The organism is Burkholderia pyrrocinia (assembly GCF_022809715.1).
Lineage (GTDB): Bacteria > Pseudomonadota > Gammaproteobacteria > Burkholderiales > Burkholderiaceae > Burkholderia > Burkholderia pyrrocinia_C.
This window is the reverse complement of record NZ_CP094460.1, coordinates 1,439,494-1,462,948: the sequence shown is the minus strand read 5'-3', so window position 1 is coordinate 1,462,948 and position 23,455 is coordinate 1,439,494. Positions and strand designations below refer to the sequence as shown.

Below are 23,455 nucleotides of genomic sequence, written 5' to 3'. Positions count from 1 at the left end.
CGGAGACGCGAAGTGGATTTGAACCTGCAAGACAAGGTCGTGATCGTGACCGGCGGCGCCTCGGGCATCGGCGCCGCGATCTCGATGCGGCTCGCCGGCGAGGGCGCGATTCCGGTGGTGTTCGCGCGCCACACGCCCGACGACGCGTTCTGGCGCGAGCTTGTACGGAAGCAGCCGCGCGCCGAATGCGTGTCGGTCGAACTGCAGGACGACGCGCAATGCCGCGATGCGGTCGCGCAGACCGTCGCGCGCTTCGGCCGCATCGACGGCCTCGTCAACAACGCGGGCATCAACGACGGCATCGGCCTCGACGCCGGGCGCGACGCATTCGTCGCATCGCTCGAGCGCAACCTGATCCATTACTACGTGATGGCGCACTACTGCGTGCCGCACCTGAAGGCGGCGCGCGGCGCGATCGTCAACATCTCGTCGAAGACGGCCGTCACCGGGCAGGGCAACACGAGCGGCTATTGCGCGTCGAAGGGCGCGCAGCTCGCGTTGACGCGCGAATGGGCCGTCGCATTGCGCGACGACGGCGTGCGCGTGAACGCGGTGATCCCGGCCGAGGTGATGACGCCGCTTTACAAGAACTGGCTCGCCGGCTTTGACGATCCCGATGCGAAGCTTGCCGAAATCGCCGGCAAGGTGCCGCTCGGCAAGCGCTTCACGACGGCCGACGAGATCGCCGACACGACCGTGTTCCTGCTGTCGGATCGCGCATCGCACACGACGGGCCAGTGGTTGTTCGTCGATGGCGGCTATACGCATCTCGACCGTGCGATCGGCTGAATGCACCGGAACCCCGACCCCATGCAACCCGACCCGAACCTGAACGCCGCGCCGCCGCTGATTGCGTTGAGCGGCATCGGCAAGCGCTTTCCGGGCGTGCAGGCGCTCGACGACTGCCGTTTCGACCTGCATGCCGGCGAAGTGCATGCGCTGATGGGCGAGAACGGCGCCGGCAAGTCGACGCTGATGAAGATCCTCGCCGGCGTCTATCAGCGTGACGACGGCGAGATCCTGATGGAAGGCCGTGCGGTGGAGATCGCCGATCCGCGCACCGCGCAGGCGCTCGGGATCGGCATCATCCATCAGGAACTGAACCTGATGAACCACCTGAGCGTCGCGCAGAACATCTTCATCGGCCGCGAGCCGCGCGGCCGCTTCGGCGTGTTCGTCGACGAAGACAAATTGAACCGCGATGCGGCCGCGATCTTCCAGCGGATGCGGCTCGATCTCGACCCGCGCACGCCGGTCGGCAGGCTGACGGTCGCGAAGCAGCAGATGGTCGAGATCGCGAAGGCGCTGTCGTTCGACTCGCGCGTGCTGATCATGGACGAGCCGACCGCCGCGCTCAACAACGCGGAGATCGCCGAGCTGTTCCGCATCATCCGCGATTTGCGCGCGCACGGCGTCGGCATCGTCTACATCTCGCACAAGATGGACGAGCTGCGCCAGATCGCCGATCGAGTGACCGTGATGCGCGACGGCAAGTACGTCGCGACCGTGCCGATGGCGGAAACGTCGATGGACGCGATCATCGCGATGATGGTCGGCCGCCAGCTCGATACGGAGCACCGCACGCCGCCCGACACGTCCGCGAACGACGTCGCGCTCGAAGTGCGCGGGCTGTCGCGCGGCCGCGCGATCCGCGATGTCGGCTTCACGCTGCGGCGCGGCGAGATCCTCGGCTTCGCGGGCCTGATGGGCGCGGGCCGCACCGAGGTCGCGCGCGCGGTGTTCGGCGCGGACCCGGTCGACGCGGGCGAGATCCGCGTGCACGGCAAGACCGTGACGATCCGCACGCCGGCCGACGCGGTCGCGCATGGGATCGGCTACCTGTCCGAGGATCGCAAGCACTTCGGGCTCGCGGTCGGGATGGACGTGCAGAACAACATCGCGCTGTCGAGCATGCGCCGCTTCGTGCGCCGCGGCTTGTTTCTCGATGCGCGCAAGATGCGCGACACCGCGCAGGCGTACGTGCGGCAGCTCGCGATCCGCACGCCGTCGGTCGCGCAGCCCGCACGGCTGCTGTCGGGCGGCAACCAGCAGAAGATCGTGATTGCGAAGTGGCTGCTGCGCGACTGCGACATCCTGTTCTTCGACGAGCCGACGCGCGGCATCGACGTCGGCGCGAAAAGCGAGATCTACAAGCTGCTCGACGCGCTCGCCGCCGACGGCAAGGCGATCGTGATGATCTCGTCGGAACTGCCCGAGGTGCTGCGCATGAGCCACCGGATTCTCGTGATGTGCGAAGGCCGCGTCACCGGTGAATTGCGCGCGGCCGACGCCACGCAGGAAAAGATCATGCAGCTCGCGACGCAGCGCGAGTCGACCGTATTGTCCTGATTCAGACGCTTACCCGATCATGTCCAACGATACGCATCCCGTTCCGCCCCTCGCTTCCGGCGATACGCCGGCCGGCGCATCCGGCTTCCGCGCCCGCTTCTTCAACCCGACCGCGCGGCAGAAGCTGCTCGCGTTCGCGAGCCTCGTGCTGCTGATCGTGTTCTTCAGCATCGCGTCGCCGAACTTCCTCGAAGTCGACAACCTCGTCACGATCCTGCAGGCCACCGCCGTGAACGGCGTGCTGGCCGTCGCTTGTACCTACGTGATCATCACGTCGGGCATCGACCTGTCGGTCGGCACGCTGATGACGTTCTGCGCGGTGATGGCCGGCGTCGTGCTGACGAAGTGGGGGATGCCGCTGCCGCTCGGGATCCTGGCCGCACTGTGCTTCGGCGCGCTGTCCGGCTGCGTGTCGGGCTTCGTGATCGCGAAGATGAAGGTGCCGCCGTTCATCGCGACGCTCGGCATGATGATGCTGCTCAAGGGGCTGTCGCTCGTGATCTCCGGCACGCGGCCGATCTACTTCAACGACACGCCGGGCTTCACGTCGATCGCGCAGGATTCGCTGATCGGCAACCTGATTCCCGCGCTGCCGATTCCGAACGCGGTGCTGATCCTGTTTCTCGTCGCGGTCGGCGCATCGATCGTGCTGAACCGGACGATCTTCGGCCGCTACACGTTCGCGCTCGGCAGCAACGAGGAAGCGCTGCGGCTGTCCGGCGTGAACGTCGACGCGTGGAAGATCGCGGTCTACACGTTCAGCGGCGCGGTGTGCGGGATCGCCGGGCTTTTGATCGCGTCGCGGCTGAATTCCGCGCAGCCCGCGCTCGGACAGGGCTACGAGCTCGATGCGATCGCGGCCGTCGTGATCGGCGGCACGTCGCTGTCGGGCGGCGCGGGCAGCATCGTCGGCACCATCATCGGCGCGTTCATCATGAGCGTGCTGACCAACGGCCTGCGCATCATGTCGGTCGCGCAGGAATGGCAGACGGTCGTGACGGGCGTGATCATCATCCTCGCCGTCTACGTCGACATCCTGCGTCGGCGGCGCCGTTGACGCGCGCATGCATCCGCTTCACCGCCGGCATGGCCGGCATCCCAGCAGATACCAACCAAGGAGACGCGAAGTGATCAGGAGCAAGGTGTTGAACGCGATCGTCGGGCTGACGTTCGCCGCTGGCGTGACGGCCGGCGCGCAGGCGCAGGAAACCTACATCCCGCTGATCTCGAAGGGCTTCCAGCATCAGTTCTGGCAGGCCGTGAAATCGGGCGCGATGCAGGCCGCGAAGGACTACAAGGTGAAGGTGACGTTCGAAGGCCCCGAAACCGAGGCGATGGTCGACAAGCAGATCGACATGCTGTCCGCCGCGATCGCGAAGAAGCCGGCCGCGCTCGGCTTCGCGGCGCTCGACAGCAAGGCCGCGCTGCCGCTGCTGAAGAAGGCGCAGGCCGAGAAGATCCCGGTGATCGCGTTCGACTCGGGCGTCGACAGCGACATCCCGGTGACGACGGCCTCGACCAACAACAAGGCCGCCGCATCGCTCGCTGCCGACAAGCTCGCCGCGCTGATCGGCGACGAAGGCGAGGTGGCCGTGGTCGCGCACGACCAGACGAGCCGCACCGGCATCGACCGCCGCGACGGTTTTCTCGAACGGATGAAATCGGCGCACCCGAAGGTGAAGATCGTGACCGTGCAGTACGGCGAAGGCGACCAGTTGAAGTCGACCGAGGTGACGAAGTCGATCCTGCAGGGGTATCCGAAGCTCAAGGGGCTGTTCGGCACCAACGAAGGCTCGGCGATCGGCGTGGTCAACGGCGTGCGCGAGATGAAGCGCAAGGTCGTGATCGTCGGCTACGATTCCGGCAAGCAGCAGAAGGACGCGATCCGCAGCGGGCTGATGGCCGGCGCGATCACGCAGAACCCGGTCGGGATCGGCTACAAGACGGTCGAGGCGGCCGTGAAGGCGATCAAGGGCGAGAAGCTGCCGAAGGTCATCGATACCGGTTTCTATTGGTACGACAAGACCAATATCGACGATCCGAAGGTCGCGGCGGCGTTGTACGACTGATTGCCGTGTCATGGCGTCGCCGCACGCGGCGGGTAGCGTGTGCGGCGACGTGAGATGGCTTGCGGGAGCGGAACACGAGGACACCATGGGCGCAGTGCGAATCGATTCCCATCAGCACTTCTGGCGTTATCGCGCGGCCGACTATCCGTGGATCGGCGCCGGGATGGGCGTGCTCGCACGCGACTACTTGCCCGACGCGCTGTGGCCGCTGATGCATGCGCAGGCGATCGGCGCGTCGATCGCGGTGCAGGCGCGCGCGGGGCGTGACGAGACGGCGTTCCTGCTCGATCTCGCGCGCGACGACGCGCGCATCGCGGCGGTGGTCGGCTGGGAGGATCTCGGTGCGCCGCAGCTTGCCGATCGTGTCGCCGAATGGCGCAGCCCGAAGCTGCGCGGTTTTCGTCACCAGGTGCAGGACGAAGCCGACGTCGGCGCGTTCGTCGCGGATGCCGATTTCAATCGCGGCGTTGCGTGGCTGCAGGCGAACGGCTATGTGTACGACGTGCTCGTGTTCGAGCGCCAGTTGCCGGATGTGCGCGCATTCTGCGCACGGCACGACGCGCACTGGCTCGTGCTCGATCACGTCGGCAAGCCCGCGCTCGCCGAATTCGAGCGCGACGAAACCGCGCTGCCGCGCTGGCGCGCCGAGCTGCGCGAACTGGGCGCGCTGCCGCATGTCGCGTGCAAGCTGTCGGGGCTCGTGACCGAAGCCGACTGGCGGCGCGGCCTGCGCGCGCAGGACATCCGGCATATCGAGCAGTGTCTCGACGCGGCGCTCGATGCGTTCGGCCCGCAGCGGCTGATGTTCGGGTCGGACTGGCCTGTGTGCCTGCTCGCCGCGTCGTATGACGAAGTGGCGTCGATCGTCGAGCGCTGGGCCGAATCGCGGCTGTCGGCGGCCGAGCGCAACGCGCTGTGGGGCGGCACGGCCGCGCATTGTTATGCGGTGCCGGGCGACACGCAGCGCGGCATATAAAATAGGCGCGAACGGCCTGTGCGATTCGTCGGACCGTCCGCAACGCAACCGAAAACCTGCATCAACGTATGTCCATCCAGCCGATTCAGAACCGCCGCCTCTACCAGCAGATCGCCGACAAGCTCAGTGCGATGATCGAGTCCGGCGATTTTCCGCCGGGCAGCTATCTGCCGCCCGAGCGCGAACTGGCCGAGCAGTTCGGCGTGTCGCGCACGTCGGTGCGCGAGGCGCTGATCGCGCTCGAAGTAAGCGGGCTCGTCAGCGTGCGCGTCGGCGACGGCGTGAAGGTGCGCCATCCCGAAACGGCCGCCGCGCCCGAACCCGAACCCGATGCGAAGGCCGCGCCGTTCACGGTCGTCGAGATCGATCCCGAACTCGGCATCGCGCTCGACCTCGACACCGAAATCCCGCCGTTCGCGCTGTTGCAGGCGCGCCGGCTGATCGAGCCGGAAGCCGCGTCGCTCGCCGCGAAGCACGGCTCGGACGAGCAGATCGAAGGGATCCACGAAGCGTTCCTGCGCAACCAGGAAGACAACCGCAGCGGCTCGCTCACGCATCCGGGCGACCGGCTGTTTCATATCCGCATCGCGGAAGCGAGCGACAACCCCGCGTATGCGCTGATGATCAAGCAGTTGCTCGCGCACAAGTACGACCTGATGTTCCAGCGGCTGCAGTCGCTGTACATGCCGAACGACATGCCGCACCGGTCGGAACTGGAGCACCGCGCGATCCTCGACGCGATCCGCGCACGCGACCCGGAGGCCGCGCGCCGCGCGATGGCCGACCATCTCGACGAAGTGATCCGCATCTTCGGCCGCGCGCTCGACTGAGCGCGTGCGTTGATTTGCTACGCGTTCGGAATCAGAAGCGGTCGGCGCGATAGGGCGCCGGATCGGTGAAGGGCGTCTCGCCCGTCATCATCTCGGCCAGCAGCCGGCCGGTGACGGGGCCGAGCGTCAGCCCGTGATGGTTGTGCCCGAACGAGAACCACAGCCCGCGATGCGCGGGCGCGGGGCCGATCACCGGGCGCATGTCGGGCGTGCACGGCCGGAAGCCGAGCCACGGTTGCGGGTCGAGCCGCTCGCCGAAGCCGAACACGGGCCGCGCGACGCGTTCCGCGCGTTCGAGCTGCACGCCGGTCGGCGGTACGCCGCGCCGCGCGATCTCGACGCCGGTCGTCAGCCGCAGCCCGCGCCGCATCGGCGCGATCACGTAGCCGTATTCGCGATCGACGATCGGCGCCGACGGCACGCCGCGTGCCGACGGCGCGTAGTGCATGTGATAACCGCGCTTCTCGCGCAGCGGGATCTTGTAGCCGAACTTGCCGAACACCGTGTCGGACCACGGGCCGAGCGCGACGACGACGGCCGGCGCGGCGGCCATGCCGTCCTGCGTGCCGACCTGCCAGCCGGGCGACAGCGCGTCGAGGCTCGCGGCGTCGCCCGTCAGCAGCGTGCCGCCGCCTTGCACGAAGAGCTGCGCGTACGCTTTGACGAGCGCGGACGGATCGACGACGCTTTTCGGATCGAGCCAGTGCAGCGCGCCGCAGAAGCCGGGCGCGAGGCTCGGTTCGTGCGCGAGCAGCGCGGCGGCATCGAGCGGCGTGATGCCGAGCCCGTGGCGGCGCGCGGTGAGGCCGGCCTCGGCCACGCCGCGTTCGAAAGCGGCCGGCGTGCGGAACGCTTCGAGCCAGCCGCTCGCGCGCACGAGTTCCCCGGCACCGGCCCGCGCGATCAGCGCGTCGTGTTCGGCGATGCAGCGCTCGATCAGCGGCAGCATGTCGCGCGACGCTGCCGCGTGACGCAGCGGCGCCGATTCCCACCAGAACCGCGCGAGCCACGGCGCGAACGCGGGCAGCGACGCGCTGTGCCAGTAGAGATCGGTCGAGCGGTTCAGCGCATAGCGCATCAGCGTGAACGGGCTGCGCGGGAACGGATACGGTTCGACCGACGAGCGCTCGATCAGCCCCGCGTTGCCGAAGCTCGTGCCTTCGCCGGGCGCGCCGCGATCGACGAGGGCGACCTTGCGGCCGCGATCCTGCAGGTGCAGCGCGGCCGAGACGCCGACGATGCCGGCGCCGAGAACGATTACGTCGAAATCCATCGGTGGTGGTGAAAGACGGTTGGCGGTGCGCTCATCAACGGTGCGGTGTGCGCGCCCAGGTTGGAGATCGTTCGAACTGCAAGCATACTCGCGGCGGCGTGGGGGGCCAAGGGCAGGGTGCTACGCGACGGGATACGAGCGGGCGTTGCGTGGCGCCTGAGGATCGGCCCGGCGAAGCGGAACGGGAGGTTGCACCGGGGCCGGCATTCCACGGTCGTGTGATGATCGAGCGGTCGAAACAGGCCTGCGCGGCGGAGTTGAAGCGTTTCCGCGTGAACGGCAATGTCTGGATCGCGGCAGACGAGATGCGGACCGGCGTCGACGTGCCGATGACGTGGCGCGGAATTGCTGAACGCACCTAGCCATGCGCTTGCCGATCGGCCGGTGCGGAGGTGGGCCGGCGTCGTCGATCGTTTGCCGGCTGTCGCGCAGTTCTTCCGCAGCACGCACATGCGTCCGGCCGTCTTCGGGCGGGAGGGCGACGATACCATGCTGCTTTATCCCTATTCGATAGCGTGCGACGAGCTGAATTTCTTCATCGGTTATCCGCCGACAGGCGGTAACGCTTGGCACCCCGGATGTGCCGCAAAACGATCTGGCGTACCGCCGGGGAGCGTATGAAGTTTGAGCCGGCCGTGCGCCCAATCCGCTGATCAATTTGCCGACGTCGACACGCGATCGGCGTCGCGTATCACGTTCGCCCGCATCGTCGCGCACAGCGCCGATTCCGCATACTTTCCGACATTTCTCGCGGGTGTTTCCCACTGGTTGATCGCGCGGCTTTGTACCTAAGATGAAGGAATCATGCGCGTGATACGGAGCCATGCACGCGCATGACTGAAGGCAGAGGGCAACGCCGGGGGGCAACGCCAGCGGATGTTTCCATCATGGATGCGAGAGTGTGCGCGGCGGCTGCCAGTCTTGCGACTGCAACGACGCCAACGGGCGCGGCGGCGATCGCCGCGCGGACGACGTCCGGCCGGCCCGGCTGGGCCGCGTCGCTGCGTCATGCGCTGATCGCAATCGTTTGCGTTCTGGGTGCGGCATCCGTCGTGCTCGCCGGGGCTCCCGCCGATGCAGACGGTCCGGCCGACATCGTGCGTGCCGTCGCCACTGCAAGTCCCACCGATCCCGACATTTCGTCACACGACTCCGCCGTGCGTCAGGTCGTGCTCGGCATCATCAGCTTCACGCGCTGGCCGACGACACCCATTCGCCTGCATCTGTGCGTGACGGGCCGGCCCGACTACGCGCGCGGCCTGACCGACACGCTGCAGGCCGGCTCGACGCTGCTCGACGTGCAGCGCGTCCGCTCCGACGATCCGTCGCTCGGCATCGCCTGCGACGTCGTCTATCTCGGCACCCTGAGCGACGATGAGCGAACGCGAGTGAGAACCGCGGTGGCCGGCCATCCTGTGCTGACGATCGCGGAACACGATCCGTACTGCACCGCAGGCAGCATGTTCTGCCTCAATGTCGACGGCGAGCGCATCTCGTTCGACATCAATCTCGACGCCGTAGCGCGCAGCGGCGTGCGCGTACACCCGAACGTGCTCAATCTCGCGCGAAGGCCGGGGGCGCCATGATACGGTTCGCGCCTCATTTTCCCCATTCGCGCGTGTCGCGCCCGACGCTGCAAAGCGTATTGCGCCGCGCGCACCTGCGCCTCGCGTTCGTTGCCGTCGCGATGGCGGCCGTGTCGTTGATCGTCGTCGCCGTGATCGCGTTGCGTGCGTATGCCGGCAACAACCTGAACCTGTTGGCGCGCTCGCTCGGTTATACGGTCGAGGCGGCGCTCGTGTTCGGCGACCGCGTCGCGGCGAGCGAGGCGATCGGGATGATTGCCGGCGATGAGGACGTCGCGCAAGTGGTGGTCACGGACAGCAAGGGCCAACCGTTCGCGACGTGGCAGTTGCCCGCCGGAAACGGGCTCGCCCGGCTTGAGCGCGCCGTCGCCGACCTTGCGCTGCCCGGGCCCGTGACGGTTCCGGTGATGCACGACGGCATCGTCGTCGGCCACGTCGTCGTGCGCGGCCGCGGGCACCAGTTCTTCGGCTTCCTGCTCGGCGGCGTCGGCGGCATTCTCGGTTGCCTGGCGGTCAGCGTGTTCGGCGCATATGTCAGCTCGAAGCGTCTGCTGCGCAACATCGTTTCGCCGCTGCGCGCGCTGGCCGGCGTTGCGCATGCCGTGCGGCGCGAGCGTGCATTCGCGCAACGGGTCGAGCCCGCCGCGATCGCCGAGTTGAACCAGCTCGGTGACGACTTCAATGCGTTGCTCGACGAATTCGAAGACTGGCAGAACACGCTGCGCGATGAAAACGCGTCGCTCGAACACAAGGCGACGCACGATGCGCTCACGGGCCTGCCCAACCGCGTGCAGTTCGAGTCGCGCCTCGCGCTTGCGCTCTGCGAAGCCGCGGTGACGGGGCAGCGGGTCGGCATCCTGTATCTCGACTGCGACCGCTTCAAGGAGATCAACGATTGCCTCGGCCACGACGCCGGCGACGCGGTGCTGATCGGCATCGCGGCGCGGCTGCGCGCGCAGGTGCGCGAGGCCGATCTGGTCGCCCGCCTGGGCGGCGACGAATTTGCGGTGATGCTGGGGGCGGTGCGCGATGCGGGCAGCGTGTGCCGTGTCGCCGACGAGATATTGTCCGGCATGGTGCCGTCGATCGAGCTGTCCGACGGCCGCATGGTGGCCACCATGATGAGTGTCGGCATTGCGTTGTATCCCGACCACGCGTCGGACGCGAGCGGCCTGCTGCGCGCGGCGGATGCGGCGATGTACCGCGCCAAGCGTGCGCGGCCGGGGTCGTGGCAGTTGGCTGAAGGTGTTGCGGGACCGGTTTGATTGATCGCTTCGCGCTGCGGGCGAGGCCGCGGCAGCGGATTACAAAAAGCGCGCCCGACGCGGGCGCACTCGAAGGGGATGCGAAATGAACCACTCGTTTCCTGTGAGCATGGAGCGGATGTGCATCGGCAGCGCGCTGCTGCTGTGCATGCTGCTTGTGGGCTGCAAGACGCCGCCGCTTCATCGTGGGCTGACGCAGACGCAAGTCACGACGCTCAAGTCGGCCGGTTTCCACGAGACCGAACAGGGTTTCGAGTTCGGCTCGACCGGGCCGATCCTGTTCGATTTCGACCGCTATAACCTCAAGCCTGATGTGCGGCGGATCGTCGAAAGGATCGGGCGCACGCTCAGGTCGGCGGAGATTAACGGGGTGCGGGTTTATGGGTACTCGGATCGGGAGGGGGCGGACGATTACGACCTCGAGTTGTCCAGGCGGCGGGCTGAGGTCGTGGCGATCGAGCTTGTCGATGTCGGGCTGGATGCGAAGCGCATTGCGGTAGTCGGGAAAGGGAAGCGCGATCCGGTGGGGGATAACCGGACGCCGGCAGGGAGGGCACAGAATCGGCGGGCGGCGATTGTTGTTTCGCCGAGGTGAGGAGAGGGGCGTCGTGCGCGGGTATGTCGAGATGACGCGTGCTTTGCACGGCGACAAGCAAGCCGCTCAGCCTGTTCCTGAAAACACGGATACAGGAATGTCTCGGTGCGGTCAGTTGTAACTGTTTGCCATCATTGCCATGCAGGCACCTGAGCGTCTGCCCACAAGCAGCGGACCTTTATGTTCAAGGCTTATGGGACGGATCATTGGCTGAAGCTTGACTGGAGATCGGCGGCCGCTCAATAAATTCGAAACGAGATTATCAGTTGCCCGAATAGAATCGTTCCGCTCGTTTTCTTGAACTCCGCATCGCCACTTGGCGAACGCGGCGACGACCGGAACGTGTATGACCATCGATCCCAAGAATCTGCTTCCGCACTTCGAACGCGAGATGGCGCTGCTGCGTGGTTCAATGCAGACGTTCTCGCAGCGTTTTCCTAAAATCGCCGCTCGCCTGGCAATCACCGGCGAGCATTCCGAAGATCCGCACGTCGAACGTCTGTTGCAGTCGTTCGCATTGATGTCGTCGTCTCACGCCATTCGTCTCGAGGATGATGTGCCCGCGTTTACGCGTAGCCTTCTCGAGACGCTGCACGGTGCGTTCTTGCGCCCGTTTCCTTCCTGCGCGATTGCACAATTTCATGTCGACCGAACCAGCCAACAGACCGTGCCCCGCGTCATCCCGCGCGGCGAACACCTGGTTGCACCGGCCGATCGTGAAGTATTTCGCATGACGGATGAAGTCGCGATCGTGCCGCTGGCCGTTTCGGATGTGCGTTACACGACGTCGGCGATTGCGCCGCGCGATGCGGCGTTGCCGTCCGAAACGACCGGCTTGCTGACTGTCACGTTTGAGCTGACCTCGCCTGAAGCCACGTTCGCGATCGTGCCGGACAGGTTGCGTCTGCACTTCACCGGCGCGCGCGAGATCGTCGCGGCACTCACGGACGCCGTCCTGCTGTTTGCCGTACGCGGTTTCGCCGAGGCCGACGAATCCGGACGCTGGAAGCGTCTTCCGAACGCGGTATTCACGGCCGTCGGCCTCGAGCCGGCCGATGCGCTGCTCGATATGCCGCGTGACGACGCGCTCGGGCCTTTTCACCTGCTGATGGAGTACTGCGCCGTCCCGGAACGCTTCGATTTTGTCGAGCTGGATATGCGACCGCTCAAGCGGATCGCGGGCGGCAGTCGTCGCGTCGCGCTGCACCTGGCGATCGCCGGCGTGCATCCGGACTCCCATCGGGCGCAACGCCTGGCTGCCGCGACGGCTGAACATGTGCGCTTGTTCTGTACGCCCGTGATCAACCTTTTCCCGGACGACGCCGAGCCGATTGAGACTTATACCGGTTGTTCGTATTACCCGGTGAAATCGCTGGAACAGAAGAACGCGTCGCAGACGAACATCTGGTCGATCGACACGGTTCGCGAGACTTCCGACGCGGGTACGTCGCTGCTGCCGCCGTTCCAATCGTTGCAGCATGGGATGGGTGCCCACCTCGGGCTGTACTGGGTCGTGTTGCGCGACGAGGCTCGGCGGGCGCCGAAGAAGCCTGTCGATCCCAAGGACAAAAAGGCGGGCAAGACGCCGTCCCCGGACGAGATTGCAGACCTGCTCCGCGGCGTCGAACTGGCACTGATCGACCGGGACGGCCAACCTGCCGATCCCGGGCGTCGCAAACTGGCGATCCGGCTTTCCTGTACCCAGGGCGATCTGTCCGGGATGCAGGAGCGCGAGCTGGCGTTGCGCGCGGGCGATCCGGTGGGGACGATCGCGCTGTTGAACCGGCCGACCCGGAGCCGGCCGCCGGCTTTCCGCTATGGCGAGCTGTGGAATGTGTTGTCTTTGCTCGTGCCGCACGCGATTCGCCTCGACAAAGGCGGTCTGGCCCAACTGACGCAGCTCTGCGCCCGCTGGGCGGAATGCTCGGTCGACGCCGGGCGGCGCTTCGACGCGCTCGTGTCGTTGTCGACCGCACGCGTTCGGCGCTGGATGCCCGGCAAGCCGGCGTCGGCGTTCGTGCAGGGGCTCGAAGTGCGGTTGGTGGTCGATGAGCAGCGTTTCGCCGGGTTCAGTCTTGGCGGATTCGCGCACGTGATGGATCGGTTCTTCGCCCCCCACGTTCCTGTCACCAGTTTCGTGCAGATTGTGCTGTTTTCGGCACATACCGGCGCGCTGCTTCGCCGTGGGCAACCGTGCGCCGGCGTCCAGCCACTGGTCTAGGTTTTCGATTTTCGGGGCTCGAACGGAAACGTTTGCGGGTGCCTTTCGCGCGGTCGGATTTTGTCCTACATTATCGTGGCTTCGGGCCGGCCAGCCGGTCCACGGAACCTGAGATCACACGCAAGGAACAAGAATGAGTTTCGCTCCGAACGGGGGTATTCCCAATGGTTTGGGCGGCAGTGCGCTCGGCTCCTTGAGCGCGCTCGGCGGCCTGGCAGGCCCGGTCGCCTCGAGTGTTGCCGGGAGCCTCGGGCCGCTCGCGGGCCTCGCCGGGCACGTCGACACCGTCCAGCGTGCGATGCAGCTCGCACAGACCGGCTTTTCGCTGATGGACAAGACGCCCGGCGCGGTTGCCGAAGCGATCAACGGCGCTGCCAACCCCGCGCGCCTGACCCAGCTCAATCGCTACGTGACGCTCGATACGCCGCTCGGCCCGGATGTGCTGCTGGTCAGCGCCGCCGTCGTCGACGAGTACGTGAACCGCTTGCCGGAAATCCACCTCGACCTGCTGTCGCATCGCCACGACCTGCGCCCCGACGACCTGATCGGCCAGCAGGTCAAGATCCGGTTCGATCAGCAGGCGCGCCTGTCGACGCTCGAACGCGTCGTTGCATCGGGTGCCGGCGAGAACGACCGTTACTTCGACGGCTACGTCGCGTCGTTCGACCGCGCCGGCAATCCCGGGAATGTCACGCAGTACCACCTGACGGCGGTGCCGTGGTTCTGGTTCCTGACGCGCTCGACCGACTGCCGGATTTTCCAGAACAAGACCGCGCAGGACATCCTCACCGAGATTTTCCAGGAACACGGATTCTCCGACTTCGTGTTCGACATCCGGACGAGCCAGAAACCGCTCGAATACGTGGTGATGTACCAGGAGAGCTACTACAACTTCTGCGCGCGGTTGATGGAGCAGGAAGGGCTGGTCTGGACGCACCGCTACGAGAAGGACAAGCACATGCTCGTGATCGGCGACACGAATTTGCTGTTCCGTCCGATCGACGGCCTGGCAACTGTGCCGTTCGCCGCCACCGAGGCGAGTGAGGACAGCGGCATCGACCAGTTGCACGAAGGCCGGCGCTTTGGCGTCGGCAAGGTCACGTTCCGCGACTTCAATCATCAGAATCCGTCGTCGCCGCTGATGCTGGTGGAAGCCGGCCCGCAGAACCTCAAGCACGCGCGGCTCGACTCGACCGAGCGGTTCGAGCACCAGTCGCTGTACGACCACGGCGACGACGGCAACCGTTACGCGCGCTTTGCGATGGAGGCCGAGGAGGCGCAGGCCCATCGCTATACCGGCGGCGGCTACGCGTGGCGCATGACCACGGCCGGCGCCGTCAACGTGGCGAATCACCCGGTGCTCGAGAACAACCAGGAATACGTGATCCTGCACGTGCGTCACGAGGCGGTAAACGACTACACGCAGCACAGCGCAAAACTGCCGTACCGCAACAGCTTCGCGTTGCTGCCGAAGAAGATTCCGTACCGTGCGCCGCGCGGCACGCCGAAACCGGTGATTCACGGTACGCAGTCGGCGATCGTCGTCGGTCCGAAGGGCGAGGAAATCTACACCAACGGGAGCGCGGTGAAGGTGCACTTCCCGTGGGACCGGCGCGGCAAGAAGGACGGCTCCGACTCGATGTGGGTGCGCGTGTCGCAACCGTGGGCGGGCGATGGCTGGGGCGCGGCCGCGATTCCGCGGATCAAGCAGGAAGTGCTCGTGGCGTTCAATCAGGGCGATCCGGATAACCCGGTGATCGTGGGCCGCGTGTTCAACGGCGAGCAAGGCAACCCGTACCACGGTGCGGCCGGCCAGACGATGGGGATCAAGAGCCAGACGCACAAGGGGCAGGGGTCGAACGAGATCCGCATGACCGACACGAACGGCATGCAGGAATTCTTCATGCACGCGCAGAAGGACATGAACACCGTGGTCGAGAACAACGAGACGCACAAGGTGCTGGGGCCGATGCGTACCGTGCTGGTGGCGACGGGCAGCGAAGAAAAGCAGATTCCGCAGGGCAACCTGACCGAGACGATTTCCGAGAAGCGCAGTACCACCGCAACCACGGTCGAAGTGACGACGCCTGCCAAGGATGGCGGCGGCGGCACGCAGGTCTACGTGGCCGAGCGCGGCATCCTGCTGAAGGTGCAGGACAGCTCGATCTCGCTCGCGCCCGAAGGCATTCGCCTCGAGCACAAGGGCTCAGTGATCCTGATGACCGACGACGGCGTGATGGTCAACGGCCAGCGCATCGATCTCAACAAATAACACGAACAAAACCAGCCATGCACTACGCAATCCACGAAGGCACCTTCGAACTGCCGGACGCGGCGCTCGACCGCACCGTCAACATCCTCGTGATGAACGCCGGCCCCGGCGGCCTCAACCTCGTGATCGCCCGTGGGCGGCTGCGCGACGGGGAAGATATCGATGCGTTCGTCGCGCGCGAATGGGAAGTGGCGTCGCGCGATGCCAGGATGCTCACCGAGAAGGCGCGCCGGCCGGTGACGGTGGCGGGCCGTTCGGGCATCCAGATCGATTCCACGCACGAGCGGGATGGCCGGCTCTGGCATCAGGTGCAGACCATGTTCCCGTCGGACGACGCCGGCCGCGTGCTCGTGATGACGCTGACCAGCGCGGCACCGCTGACCGACGAGCAGCAGGCGATCGCCGACCGTATGCTCGCCAGTTTTCAGCCGCGCGCGGCGCGACCGACCCTGCTCGGACCGGGTGACGCGTCGTGAGCGCGGAAAACTTCGCGGCCGCGCGCTTCGAAGATCCGATCCAGCACACGTCGTTTCTGGGTGAGCTTGTCGGCACGGTCGGGTCGGTGGTCGGCGGTGCCATCGTCGGTGCATTGGTGGCGGAGGCGATGGAGGGGCTGGTGTTCGCCGGCCTCGCTGCGCTCGAGATCGGCACGGCAGGGTTGGCGACGCCGCTCGTGATTGCGATCGGCGTGGGGGTGGCGGTCGGCTCGGGCGCGCTGATGGAAGCGAGCGGGATGAACGAGGCCATCGACGACGGCGCGAAGGCGCTAGCCAATTCGATCGTGCCGCCCGAGATCAAAGGCAAGATCGCGAGCGGGTCGGGGAACGTTTACGTCAACAACAAGCCGGCGGCGCGGGCGGCGAAGCCGGGGGATCTCGATACCGTCGCGTGTACGGATCATCCTGGGCCGCAGATGATCGCCGATGGGTCGGGGAGCGTTTATATCAACGATCATCCGGCCGCGCGCGTCGGCGACAAGACGACTTGCGACGGGACGATCGCCGAAGGTTCCGATAACGTTTTCATCGGCGGCGGCACCCAGCGGGTGCGGGACGTGAAGTCGGCTTCCCGGCTCGGATGGCTGGGGGCGGCGCTTGGGATTGCGCTGGCGGTTTGCGGCCGCGGGAAGATGAGCTGGGGGCAGTTTCTGAAAGGCAAGCTGCCTTGCCTCGCGATCAATTTTGCGGCGGGTGCCTTCGGTACGTGGCTCGGCAGTTTGGCGAGGCCGTCGGCCGGCCACCCGGTCAACGTCATTACCGGCGGCAAGATTCTCGATGGCACGGACGATACCGATTTCGCATTGCCCGGGCCGCTGCCGATCGTGTGGCGACGTTTTTACAGCAGTCACGATGATCGTGCTGACAGCCTGTTCGGGCCGGGATGGAGCGTGCCGATCAGCGTTGAGCTGAGACTCGCGCGTGAGCATGGCGCGGTCACGTCGATTACGTATTGGGATGAGCAGGGGCGCGACATCGTGTTCCCGGCGGTGCCGCCGGGCGAGAGCCATTTCAGCGTTCCCGAAGGCATTTACCTGATCTGTACGGCCGGCGGCCACTACGTGGTTGAGACGGTCGACGGTTTGTATCGCGATTTCGGCCGTGCTCGCAGCGATGCGGACAGCGAGGTGCTCAAGCTGTGGCGTCTCGAGGATCGCAACGGTAACTGGATCGAGGTGGAGCAAGAGGCGGCCGATGAGGTTGTGCGGCCGGGCCGGCTGCATGACAGCGCTGGTCGCTTGCTGACGCTGGTCTACGATAAATCGCAGCCGCGACGCATTGCCACGATCGAGCTGACTCGTGGTGTGGACGGTGAGCAACCCGACACGCTGGTGCGTTACGCGTACAACGATGCCGGCGAGTTGGTGGCCGTTACTGATCGCAGTGGCCACACCGGGCGGCGCTTCGCTTATGAGCGTGGGCTGATGGTTCAGCACACTTTACGCGGCGGCTTGCAGTGCTTTTATGCGTGGCAAGGTATCGGCCGCGACGCGCGTGTCGTGCGCCACTGGACCGACGACGGTGAGGCGTACACGTTCGACGCGGACCTTGCGCAGCGTACGGTGACGATCACCGACCAGATCGGTCGCGTTACGCACTGGACGTGGAACGAGGATCAGCAGCCGACGAGCCATACGGATGCCGAAGGCCATGTTTGGCAATTCGAGTGGAACGCGATGCGGCAGTTGGTCAGTACGACCGATCCGGCCGGGCATACGACCCGCTTCGAATATGACGAGCGGGGGCGTCAGACTCAGCGCATAGATGCACTGGGTCAGGTTGAGCGTACCGAATGGAACGCGTACTACGACCTGCCGGTCGCGGAAACCGATCCGGCCAATTCGCGCTGGATCTACCGCTACGACGATCGCGGCAACTTGACGATGACGCGCGATCCGGCGGGATCTGCGACTGAGTATCACCGGGACGAGCGTGGGTTGGTGCACACGATTCGCGATGCACGTGGGGGGTACAAGTTCCTCGAATGGAATGGCCGTGCACAGCTGACCTCGTACACGGATTGTTCCGGCAAGGTCACGCGGTTTGCGTATGACGCACGTGGCGGACTCGCGCGCGTGACCGATGCGGCGGGACAGGCCACCGTGTATGAAACGGATGCGATGGGGCGTGTTACGGGGATCGGGACGGCCGATGGCGCCCGGCAGACGTTTCGTTACGACGCAGCCGGGCGTCTCGTCGAAGTTGTCGATGCGAATCAACGCAGCACGCGCTATGAAATCAATGCGCGGGGGCTGCTGCTGTCGCGTACTGATGCGGCTGATCGTGTCGTGCGGTTCGGTTACGACGATGCGTTCAGGCTGGCGAGTTTGACCAATGAGAACCGTGAGTCTTATCGCTTCCGTTACGACCGACGTGATCTTCTGAGCGAAGAGGTTGGGCTGGACGGTAGCGTCCGCTCGTACGAGTACGATGTTCGTGGACAGGGCATCGCGCTTAGAGAGGGGAAACGTCAGACCACCTACGAGCGCGACGCGCTCGGGCGGCTGACGGCCAAGGCATCCGGGCGCGAGCGTTGCGAATACCTGTACGACAAGGCTAGCCGAATCACGTCCGGTGAGTTGCATACGCTCACTGCGCGCGGCCCGTCGCTGAAGAATCGCGTCAACCTGAAATACGACGCGCGTGGCGAGGTGCTGGAGGAATACACCCCGACCGGCTGGCTCGCGCACACTTACGACGAGCTTGGCAATCGCGTCAGCACCACGATTTCCGGCGAGCGCACGATCGACTGGCTGCATTACGGCTCCGGTCACGTGCACCAGATCCGTGTTGACGGTGCGGCGATCACCGACATCGAACGCGACGACCTGCATCGAGAAGTGCTGCGCACGCAGGGCCGACTGACCAGCCAATTTGGATATGACGCGGTCGGCCGCCGCGCGCGATTTGCCGCACAGCGTGGCGCCGCAGTGGAGGCGCTGCTTGCCAAGCAGTGGCAATACGATGCGGCCGGTGATGTGATCCAGAAGCGCGACCAGCGCTACGGCACGACCAGCTATCGCTACGATCCGACCGGGCGCATCGAGCAGGCGATGGGGCCGGGGTTGCCGTCCGAGGTATTCCGTTGGGATGCGGCTGCGAACCTTGTATCGAGCGATCATCCGGGCGGCTATGTCGAGCACAACCGACTCAAGATGTTCGAAGACAAGCGCTTCGAATACGACGCGTATGGGCGGCTTGTTCGCAAGCTGAGCGGTCACGGGCCCGCCAAGGAACTGGTCCTTGAATACGACGATTGGAACCAACTGAAGACCGTCGTGACGAAGGACCGCCTTGGCATATCGACGACGCATTTCGAATACGACGCGTTCGGTCGCCGGATTCGTAAGCTCAATGGCGGGTACGCGAGTACGGATTTCCTGTGGGATGGCATGCGGCTCGTGCAGGAGACGTATCACGACCGTCAGGGCGAGGAAGCACTGACGTACTTGTACGAGTCCAACGGCTACGTGCCGCTTGCGAGGATCGACCACGGCAAGGCGGCCAACGATGGCAACGCAAGGGATGCTGTCTACTATTTCCACAACGACGTATCGGGGTTGCCGGAGGAACTGACCAACGCGGACGGCGAGTTGATCTGGCAGGCCCGCTACAAGGTGTGGGGCAACGCGGTGCAGGAGGAGTGGAATGCTCGGGCGCCGCTGCGGTCGACGCCGTCTTGGGGGGAAACGCTGGTAGTCGCGCCTACGTCTGCTGACATGCCGCGACCGCAGAACCTGCGCTTCCAGGGGCAGTATCTGGACCGCGAGACCGGGCTGCACTACAACACCTTTCGGTATTACGATCCGGACATTGGACGATTCATCAATCAGGATCCGATTGGGCTGGTGGGTGGAACGAACCTCTATCGGTACGCGCCCAACCCTGTCTCGTGGATTGATCCGTGGGGACTGACCGGCGACGACATAACAACGCTTTATCACTACACAACGCAGGATGGCTTAGAGGGCATTACGAGTAGCGGTCATTTGAATGCATCACAGGGTCCCGTACATGCAAGATTTGGAGATGGTCAGTATTTCACGGATATATCCCCCGATATGATTGGTGGTAGGACTATGGCAGACGCCGCCGGAACTGGAAAGATGTCGCTAGGACAGCTTGCGGCAAATATTTACGGTGATGCCCGAAAGCTTAATAGCATCACGCATTATGTTGAAGTAGATGTTACAGGCTTGGATGTCAAGGAGCCCCGCCCTGGAACTTTCTTGGTTGAAGGGAAAGGGCCACTTGATATTTCGAATCGCATAAAAAGAAGCGGATCAAGTTGCTCATGAAAAAAGAGTATTTTCACTCCAAGACAGAATTTCCGTGCGGCTCCGGAGAGATTTATACGGAATTTATCGACGGCGTCGCGACGCGTCAGATCAGCCATCCTGATAATGGGATTGCCTACACATCCTCATCCGTACAAGATTGGAATTCTGATGTGGGCTTTTTGCTCTTTGATGGAATGAAGGGCGAACTCGACATTTCTCCAGATGACGAAATTAAAAAGGAAGATTTCGAGCATGCCTGGAAGGCTGCCGTGGGCAATCCTCCGCAAGAGCAAGCGATCATCTACGGAGTTGGGGACGCAGCTGTACCACAACAAAATTCAACCCTTATAGCTCATGTGGTAAATAATCGCGGCAAGTGGGGGCGTGGCTTTGTCGTTTCCCTCGGCAAAAAATACACCGTCGCGCGGGATAGTTATCTCGACCTGTTCCGAGGTGAACAACGACCTCCACTCGGAATGGTTCAATTTCTATCTGTAGATGACGAAAATAGAATATATGTCGCAAACATGGTTTCTCAAGACGGGATTCGCAAGAATAGCCGGGATATTACTCAATACGTCTCGTACCCCGATCTCAGGAATTGCCTCAATCAAATTTGCGAATTTGCTTTGGCCAATCGACTTTCGGTGCAAATGCCCATGATCGGTGCCGGGCTTGGTGGTGGAAATTGGGAAATTATTTCAGAAGAAATCACTGAGGTTTTTTCGTACTATAAATTGACTTGCAAAGTTCTTAGACTTTCATAGTCAATCTCCGTTATGCCCTTGGGGCAGGACTGGAATCGCTGGTCAGATTTCCGTTGATTTGAGAGGTTTTCACGAAAACTTATAACTTAATCCAGGACTTGCTTAACGATCTAGATGGTCTTGATTGGGACTCGGCTCTTTTTATTAATCAGAGCGCTTGGGTGGCTGATCCATGGCATGCGAAGATCCTCGTGCTTGAAGGGGATGACGAACTCGAAGATGTTGCTCCAGGAACGCATTTGCCAAAAATTGCGAAGGATAGAGGTATGCGGCAGCTATTCGACATGGAGACTTTTCGAGAAATAGTTAATTTCGAGCGGAAGCGCAATCCAGTTGCGGATGTGAAGGATGTTATATGTGCAATTAACTACTATCGTGAAAAAGATGATTTCTACAGCCCGTAGGGATGGCTAAAATTTGATATTTATTTGTCGGCGGGCATTGTTTTAAAAATAATCAGATTTCCCGTTGATGGCGGGGTGTGCGTGGCGTCATGAGAGATATTGTGGTCGGGCGATTGGGGTGGGAGTGTATAGTTGGTGACGCGAGGCTAATGCTAAGAAACTTACCCGCGCGCTGGATTGGTTGGGCAACTTGACAATCAATTGTGTGCGAGGTTCGAACCCGAAAGTGTAGTTGCTGTTGGGAAGAAAGCAATGCTCAGGGACAGAAAGGTCACGTTTGAAGGAGGGGCGATGGAGGTTGGAAAATTCGCAAACTGTGCCTCGGGAATCAGTGTTGTTGATTTTGAAAATGTCGAAAAAGACCTGGGATACACATTGCCGGTGGCATTTCGCGTGCAGTATCTGGCAAGTAACGGAGGAAATCCTGTCAATGCCCTGTTCAAAAATGAAGATTGTGGTGAGCCTCTCGAGGTCGTCGGGTTTTATCCGATAAAATACAACACTTCAGCTTACGAAACGAAAGATTCATTGCTCCTTGAGCACTATAGAGTGATGTTCGGTCGAGGCGTAATCCCAGCTAATTTACTTCCATTTGCCCATGACCCGGGCGGAAACTTCTTTTGTATTGATATGAGTGATGGGGAAGTTGTCTTTTATGCTACTGATGCTCTCGATCCGGATTTGAGTGCAGAAGAGAATCACGCGGCAGTTCAGATCGTCCTGGCGAGTTCGTTTGAATCGTTCATGAACCAGTTGAGCGGAGATGCTAATTTTGACTCGAGTGAATGGCCGGAAGATTAACTAGGTTCGACCGAAAAATTGCAAATGCTTGTGATGAAGGGATTGTGATGAAGGGATTGTGATGAAGGTCACGATACATTCCGTAGGGGTTGATTTTGTCTATGATGTATTGAATACAAATGCCGTCACCTTCAAATTGAAGGGCGGATATCTCTCGATTCAGACTTGCGTTTACCTCGAAGACGACGAGAGACTGAATGAGCCGACGATAGAGTTGAATGACCAGGGAAGTTCGCAATGCGGCGGGTTGGTGCAGATTGTTATTTTCCCACGCGAGATGCAACTGGAGTTTCATGAAAATGCTCGATTTCTCGGTAAATATTCCTTCGTATCAATTCTCCTTGACGAATTTGTCGATGTAAGGCTGGTGGATTTCTTTGTTAATCATTTGTTCCTCGGCGGTATCGTGATGTATGGCGGTGATTTCGATTCCTCGAAAAAAGTGATTCAAATCAGAAAGAGAGATTATCTTTGATGTGATATAAGAGGATTATTATCAGTATTTTTTCAAATGGGGCGGGGCTGCTTGGTAAGGAGCTTTGCAGGTTGAGTTCCAATGGGGCGTCCCCGGTATCTATTGTCGGTCGCGCATCGACGAGGCCAAGGGATGTTAAATGACTACAGTCACTGAGCATAAAGAAAATTTGGCCCGGGAACTCGCCACGCTCGACTCAGCAGGTCAACTGAAATTTGCCGCGTGGTGCTGCTTCGCACTCGCTGGAGAAAGGTCAATATTTGACTTTCTGTCTCGTTATTCCGATTTGTCGGCATCAGACATTCGTGCGCGAATCATCAAAGGACTTGATGGTGTTTGGGAAGGGGGTGAGGCAGGGGCTGATTTCTCGGACTTGAATATTCGCGAGTGGGATGTAGATGAAATCAGTATGAGTGATGATGCAGCCGCCCAAGGAGCATTGGATCTATTGGCCGCACTGTCTTTTCTTTCTGCTTGGGTTCGTACTCACTCGACGGCCGATCTCGCAAGCTGTGCGGAGCAGGTTACCAATAGAATTGACTATCTGGAGGCGTTCGAAATTCTTTTGGCTGACATAAAATTCCCTGTTGAACAGGAAATTCTTGCACAAGCAGAATTTATTGATGATCTTCAGTGTGGGAGGGTTGGTGTGGGCGATAAAGCAGAATACCACGAACGATTATTACGTCTTGGCCGTTCATAAATCATGAAATCGAGGGCGGGTTACCCGTGGGACACGATCGGTTTGCAGAGCGAGCTGAGAGGCCGCCTTTCCGCGACGTGCACTTTCTGTGG

20 protein-coding genes are annotated in these 23,455 nt (G+C 62.7%); 19 read left to right on the top strand and 1 reads right to left on the bottom strand.

All coding sequences use genetic code 11. The features are described 5' to 3' along the window. The first annotated feature begins 12 nt into the window (after positions 1–12). From MRS60_RS23480 to MRS60_RS23455, 6 genes are all read left to right on the top strand, one after another. Complete coding sequence (locus MRS60_RS23480) at positions 13–789, top strand: SDR family oxidoreductase (RefSeq protein WP_034180707.1); 777 nt, start codon at positions 13–15, stop codon at positions 787–789. Between the two features lie 21 nt (positions 790–810). Then, positions 811–2,349 carry a sugar ABC transporter ATP-binding protein gene (locus MRS60_RS23475; RefSeq protein ID WP_217591237.1) on the top strand — a complete coding sequence of 513 codons (1,539 nt, stop codon included), beginning with the start codon at positions 811–813 and terminating at the stop codon, positions 2,347–2,349. Positions 2,350–2,368: 19 nt separating this feature from the next. Then, positions 2,369–3,406 (top strand): ABC transporter permease, encoded by a 1,038-nt coding sequence (locus tag MRS60_RS23470; RefSeq protein ID WP_243566798.1) that lies wholly within the window; start codon positions 2,369–2,371, stop codon positions 3,404–3,406. 70 nt (positions 3,407–3,476) lie between these two features. Continuing rightward, complete coding sequence (locus MRS60_RS23465) at positions 3,477–4,418, top strand: ABC transporter substrate-binding protein (protein ID WP_243566797.1); 942 nt, start codon at positions 3,477–3,479, stop codon at positions 4,416–4,418. Between the two features lie 85 nt (positions 4,419–4,503). After that, complete coding sequence (locus tag MRS60_RS23460) at positions 4,504–5,394, top strand: amidohydrolase family protein (protein WP_243566796.1); 891 nt, start codon at positions 4,504–4,506, stop codon at positions 5,392–5,394. 68 nt (positions 5,395–5,462) lie between these two features. Beyond that, positions 5,463–6,224, top strand: a complete 762-nt coding sequence (locus MRS60_RS23455; RefSeq protein ID WP_105391668.1) for a FadR/GntR family transcriptional regulator — start codon at positions 5,463–5,465, stop codon at positions 6,222–6,224. Between the two features lie 31 nt (positions 6,225–6,255). Here MRS60_RS23455 and MRS60_RS23450 read toward each other — a convergent pair whose 3' ends face one another. Then, entirely contained in the window at positions 6,256–7,497 is a 1,242-nt protein-coding gene (locus MRS60_RS23450) for an NAD(P)/FAD-dependent oxidoreductase (RefSeq protein WP_243566795.1), read from the bottom strand. Positions 7,498–7,646: 149 nt separating this feature from the next. Between MRS60_RS23450 and MRS60_RS23445 the strand changes: the two genes are divergently transcribed. The 13 genes from MRS60_RS23445 (at position 7,647) to MRS60_RS23385 (ending at position 23,363) form a co-directional block, all read left to right on the top strand. Then, a complete protein-coding gene (locus MRS60_RS23445; protein WP_217591240.1) occupies positions 7,647–7,859 on the top strand; it encodes a hypothetical protein in 213 nt (70 codons plus the stop codon). Positions 7,860–8,384: 525 nt separating this feature from the next. Beyond that, positions 8,385–9,083, top strand: coding sequence for a YfiR family protein (locus MRS60_RS23440; protein ID WP_243566794.1), 699 nt, complete (start codon positions 8,385–8,387; stop codon positions 9,081–9,083). Then, the gene (locus MRS60_RS23435; protein WP_243566793.1) at positions 9,080–10,348 is read left to right on the top strand and encodes a diguanylate cyclase domain-containing protein; all 1,269 of its coding nucleotides are present in this window, start codon (positions 9,080–9,082) and stop codon (positions 10,346–10,348) included. Before MRS60_RS23440 ends, MRS60_RS23435 begins: the two co-directional genes overlap by 4 nt. A gap of 85 nt (positions 10,349–10,433) precedes the next feature. Next, positions 10,434–10,943 (top strand): OmpA family protein, encoded by a 510-nt coding sequence (locus MRS60_RS23430; RefSeq protein ID WP_034180698.1) that lies wholly within the window; start codon positions 10,434–10,436, stop codon positions 10,941–10,943. A 346-nt stretch (positions 10,944–11,289) separates the two neighbouring features. Next, entirely contained in the window at positions 11,290–13,164 is a 1,875-nt protein-coding gene (gene tssF / locus MRS60_RS23425; protein ID WP_243566792.1) for a type VI secretion system baseplate subunit TssF, read from the top strand. 133 nt (positions 13,165–13,297) lie between these two features. Next, positions 13,298–15,436, top strand: a complete 2,139-nt coding sequence (locus MRS60_RS23420) for a type VI secretion system Vgr family protein (RefSeq protein ID WP_105391663.1) — start codon at positions 13,298–13,300, stop codon at positions 15,434–15,436. 17 nt (positions 15,437–15,453) lie between these two features. Then, positions 15,454–15,912: a DcrB-related protein gene (locus MRS60_RS23415; RefSeq protein WP_175747174.1), complete on the top strand. Its 459-nt coding sequence runs from the start codon at positions 15,454–15,456 to the stop codon at positions 15,910–15,912. Next, entirely contained in the window at positions 15,909–20,231 is a 4,323-nt protein-coding gene (locus MRS60_RS23410; protein ID WP_243566791.1) for an RHS repeat-associated core domain-containing protein, read from the top strand. Before MRS60_RS23415 ends, MRS60_RS23410 begins: the two co-directional genes overlap by 4 nt. After that, positions 20,228–20,980: a macro domain-containing protein gene (locus MRS60_RS23405; RefSeq protein WP_243566790.1), complete on the top strand. Its 753-nt coding sequence runs from the start codon at positions 20,228–20,230 to the stop codon at positions 20,978–20,980. Before MRS60_RS23410 ends, MRS60_RS23405 begins: the two co-directional genes overlap by 4 nt. Positions 20,981–21,078: 98 nt before the next feature. Then, the gene (locus tag MRS60_RS23400) at positions 21,079–21,384 is read left to right on the top strand and encodes a DUF7716 domain-containing protein (protein ID WP_432207849.1); all 306 of its coding nucleotides are present in this window, start codon (positions 21,079–21,081) and stop codon (positions 21,382–21,384) included. A gap of 252 nt (positions 21,385–21,636) precedes the next feature. Beyond that, complete coding sequence (locus MRS60_RS23395) at positions 21,637–22,185, top strand: SMI1/KNR4 family protein (protein WP_226128047.1); 549 nt, start codon at positions 21,637–21,639, stop codon at positions 22,183–22,185. A gap of 61 nt (positions 22,186–22,246) precedes the next feature. Continuing rightward, positions 22,247–22,660, top strand: a complete 414-nt coding sequence (locus MRS60_RS23390; protein WP_175897671.1) for a hypothetical protein — start codon at positions 22,247–22,249, stop codon at positions 22,658–22,660. 139 nt (positions 22,661–22,799) lie between these two features. After that, positions 22,800–23,363 (top strand): hypothetical protein, encoded by a 564-nt coding sequence (locus MRS60_RS23385; RefSeq protein WP_243566788.1) that lies wholly within the window; start codon positions 22,800–22,802, stop codon positions 23,361–23,363. Positions 23,364–23,455 lie beyond the last annotated feature (92 nt).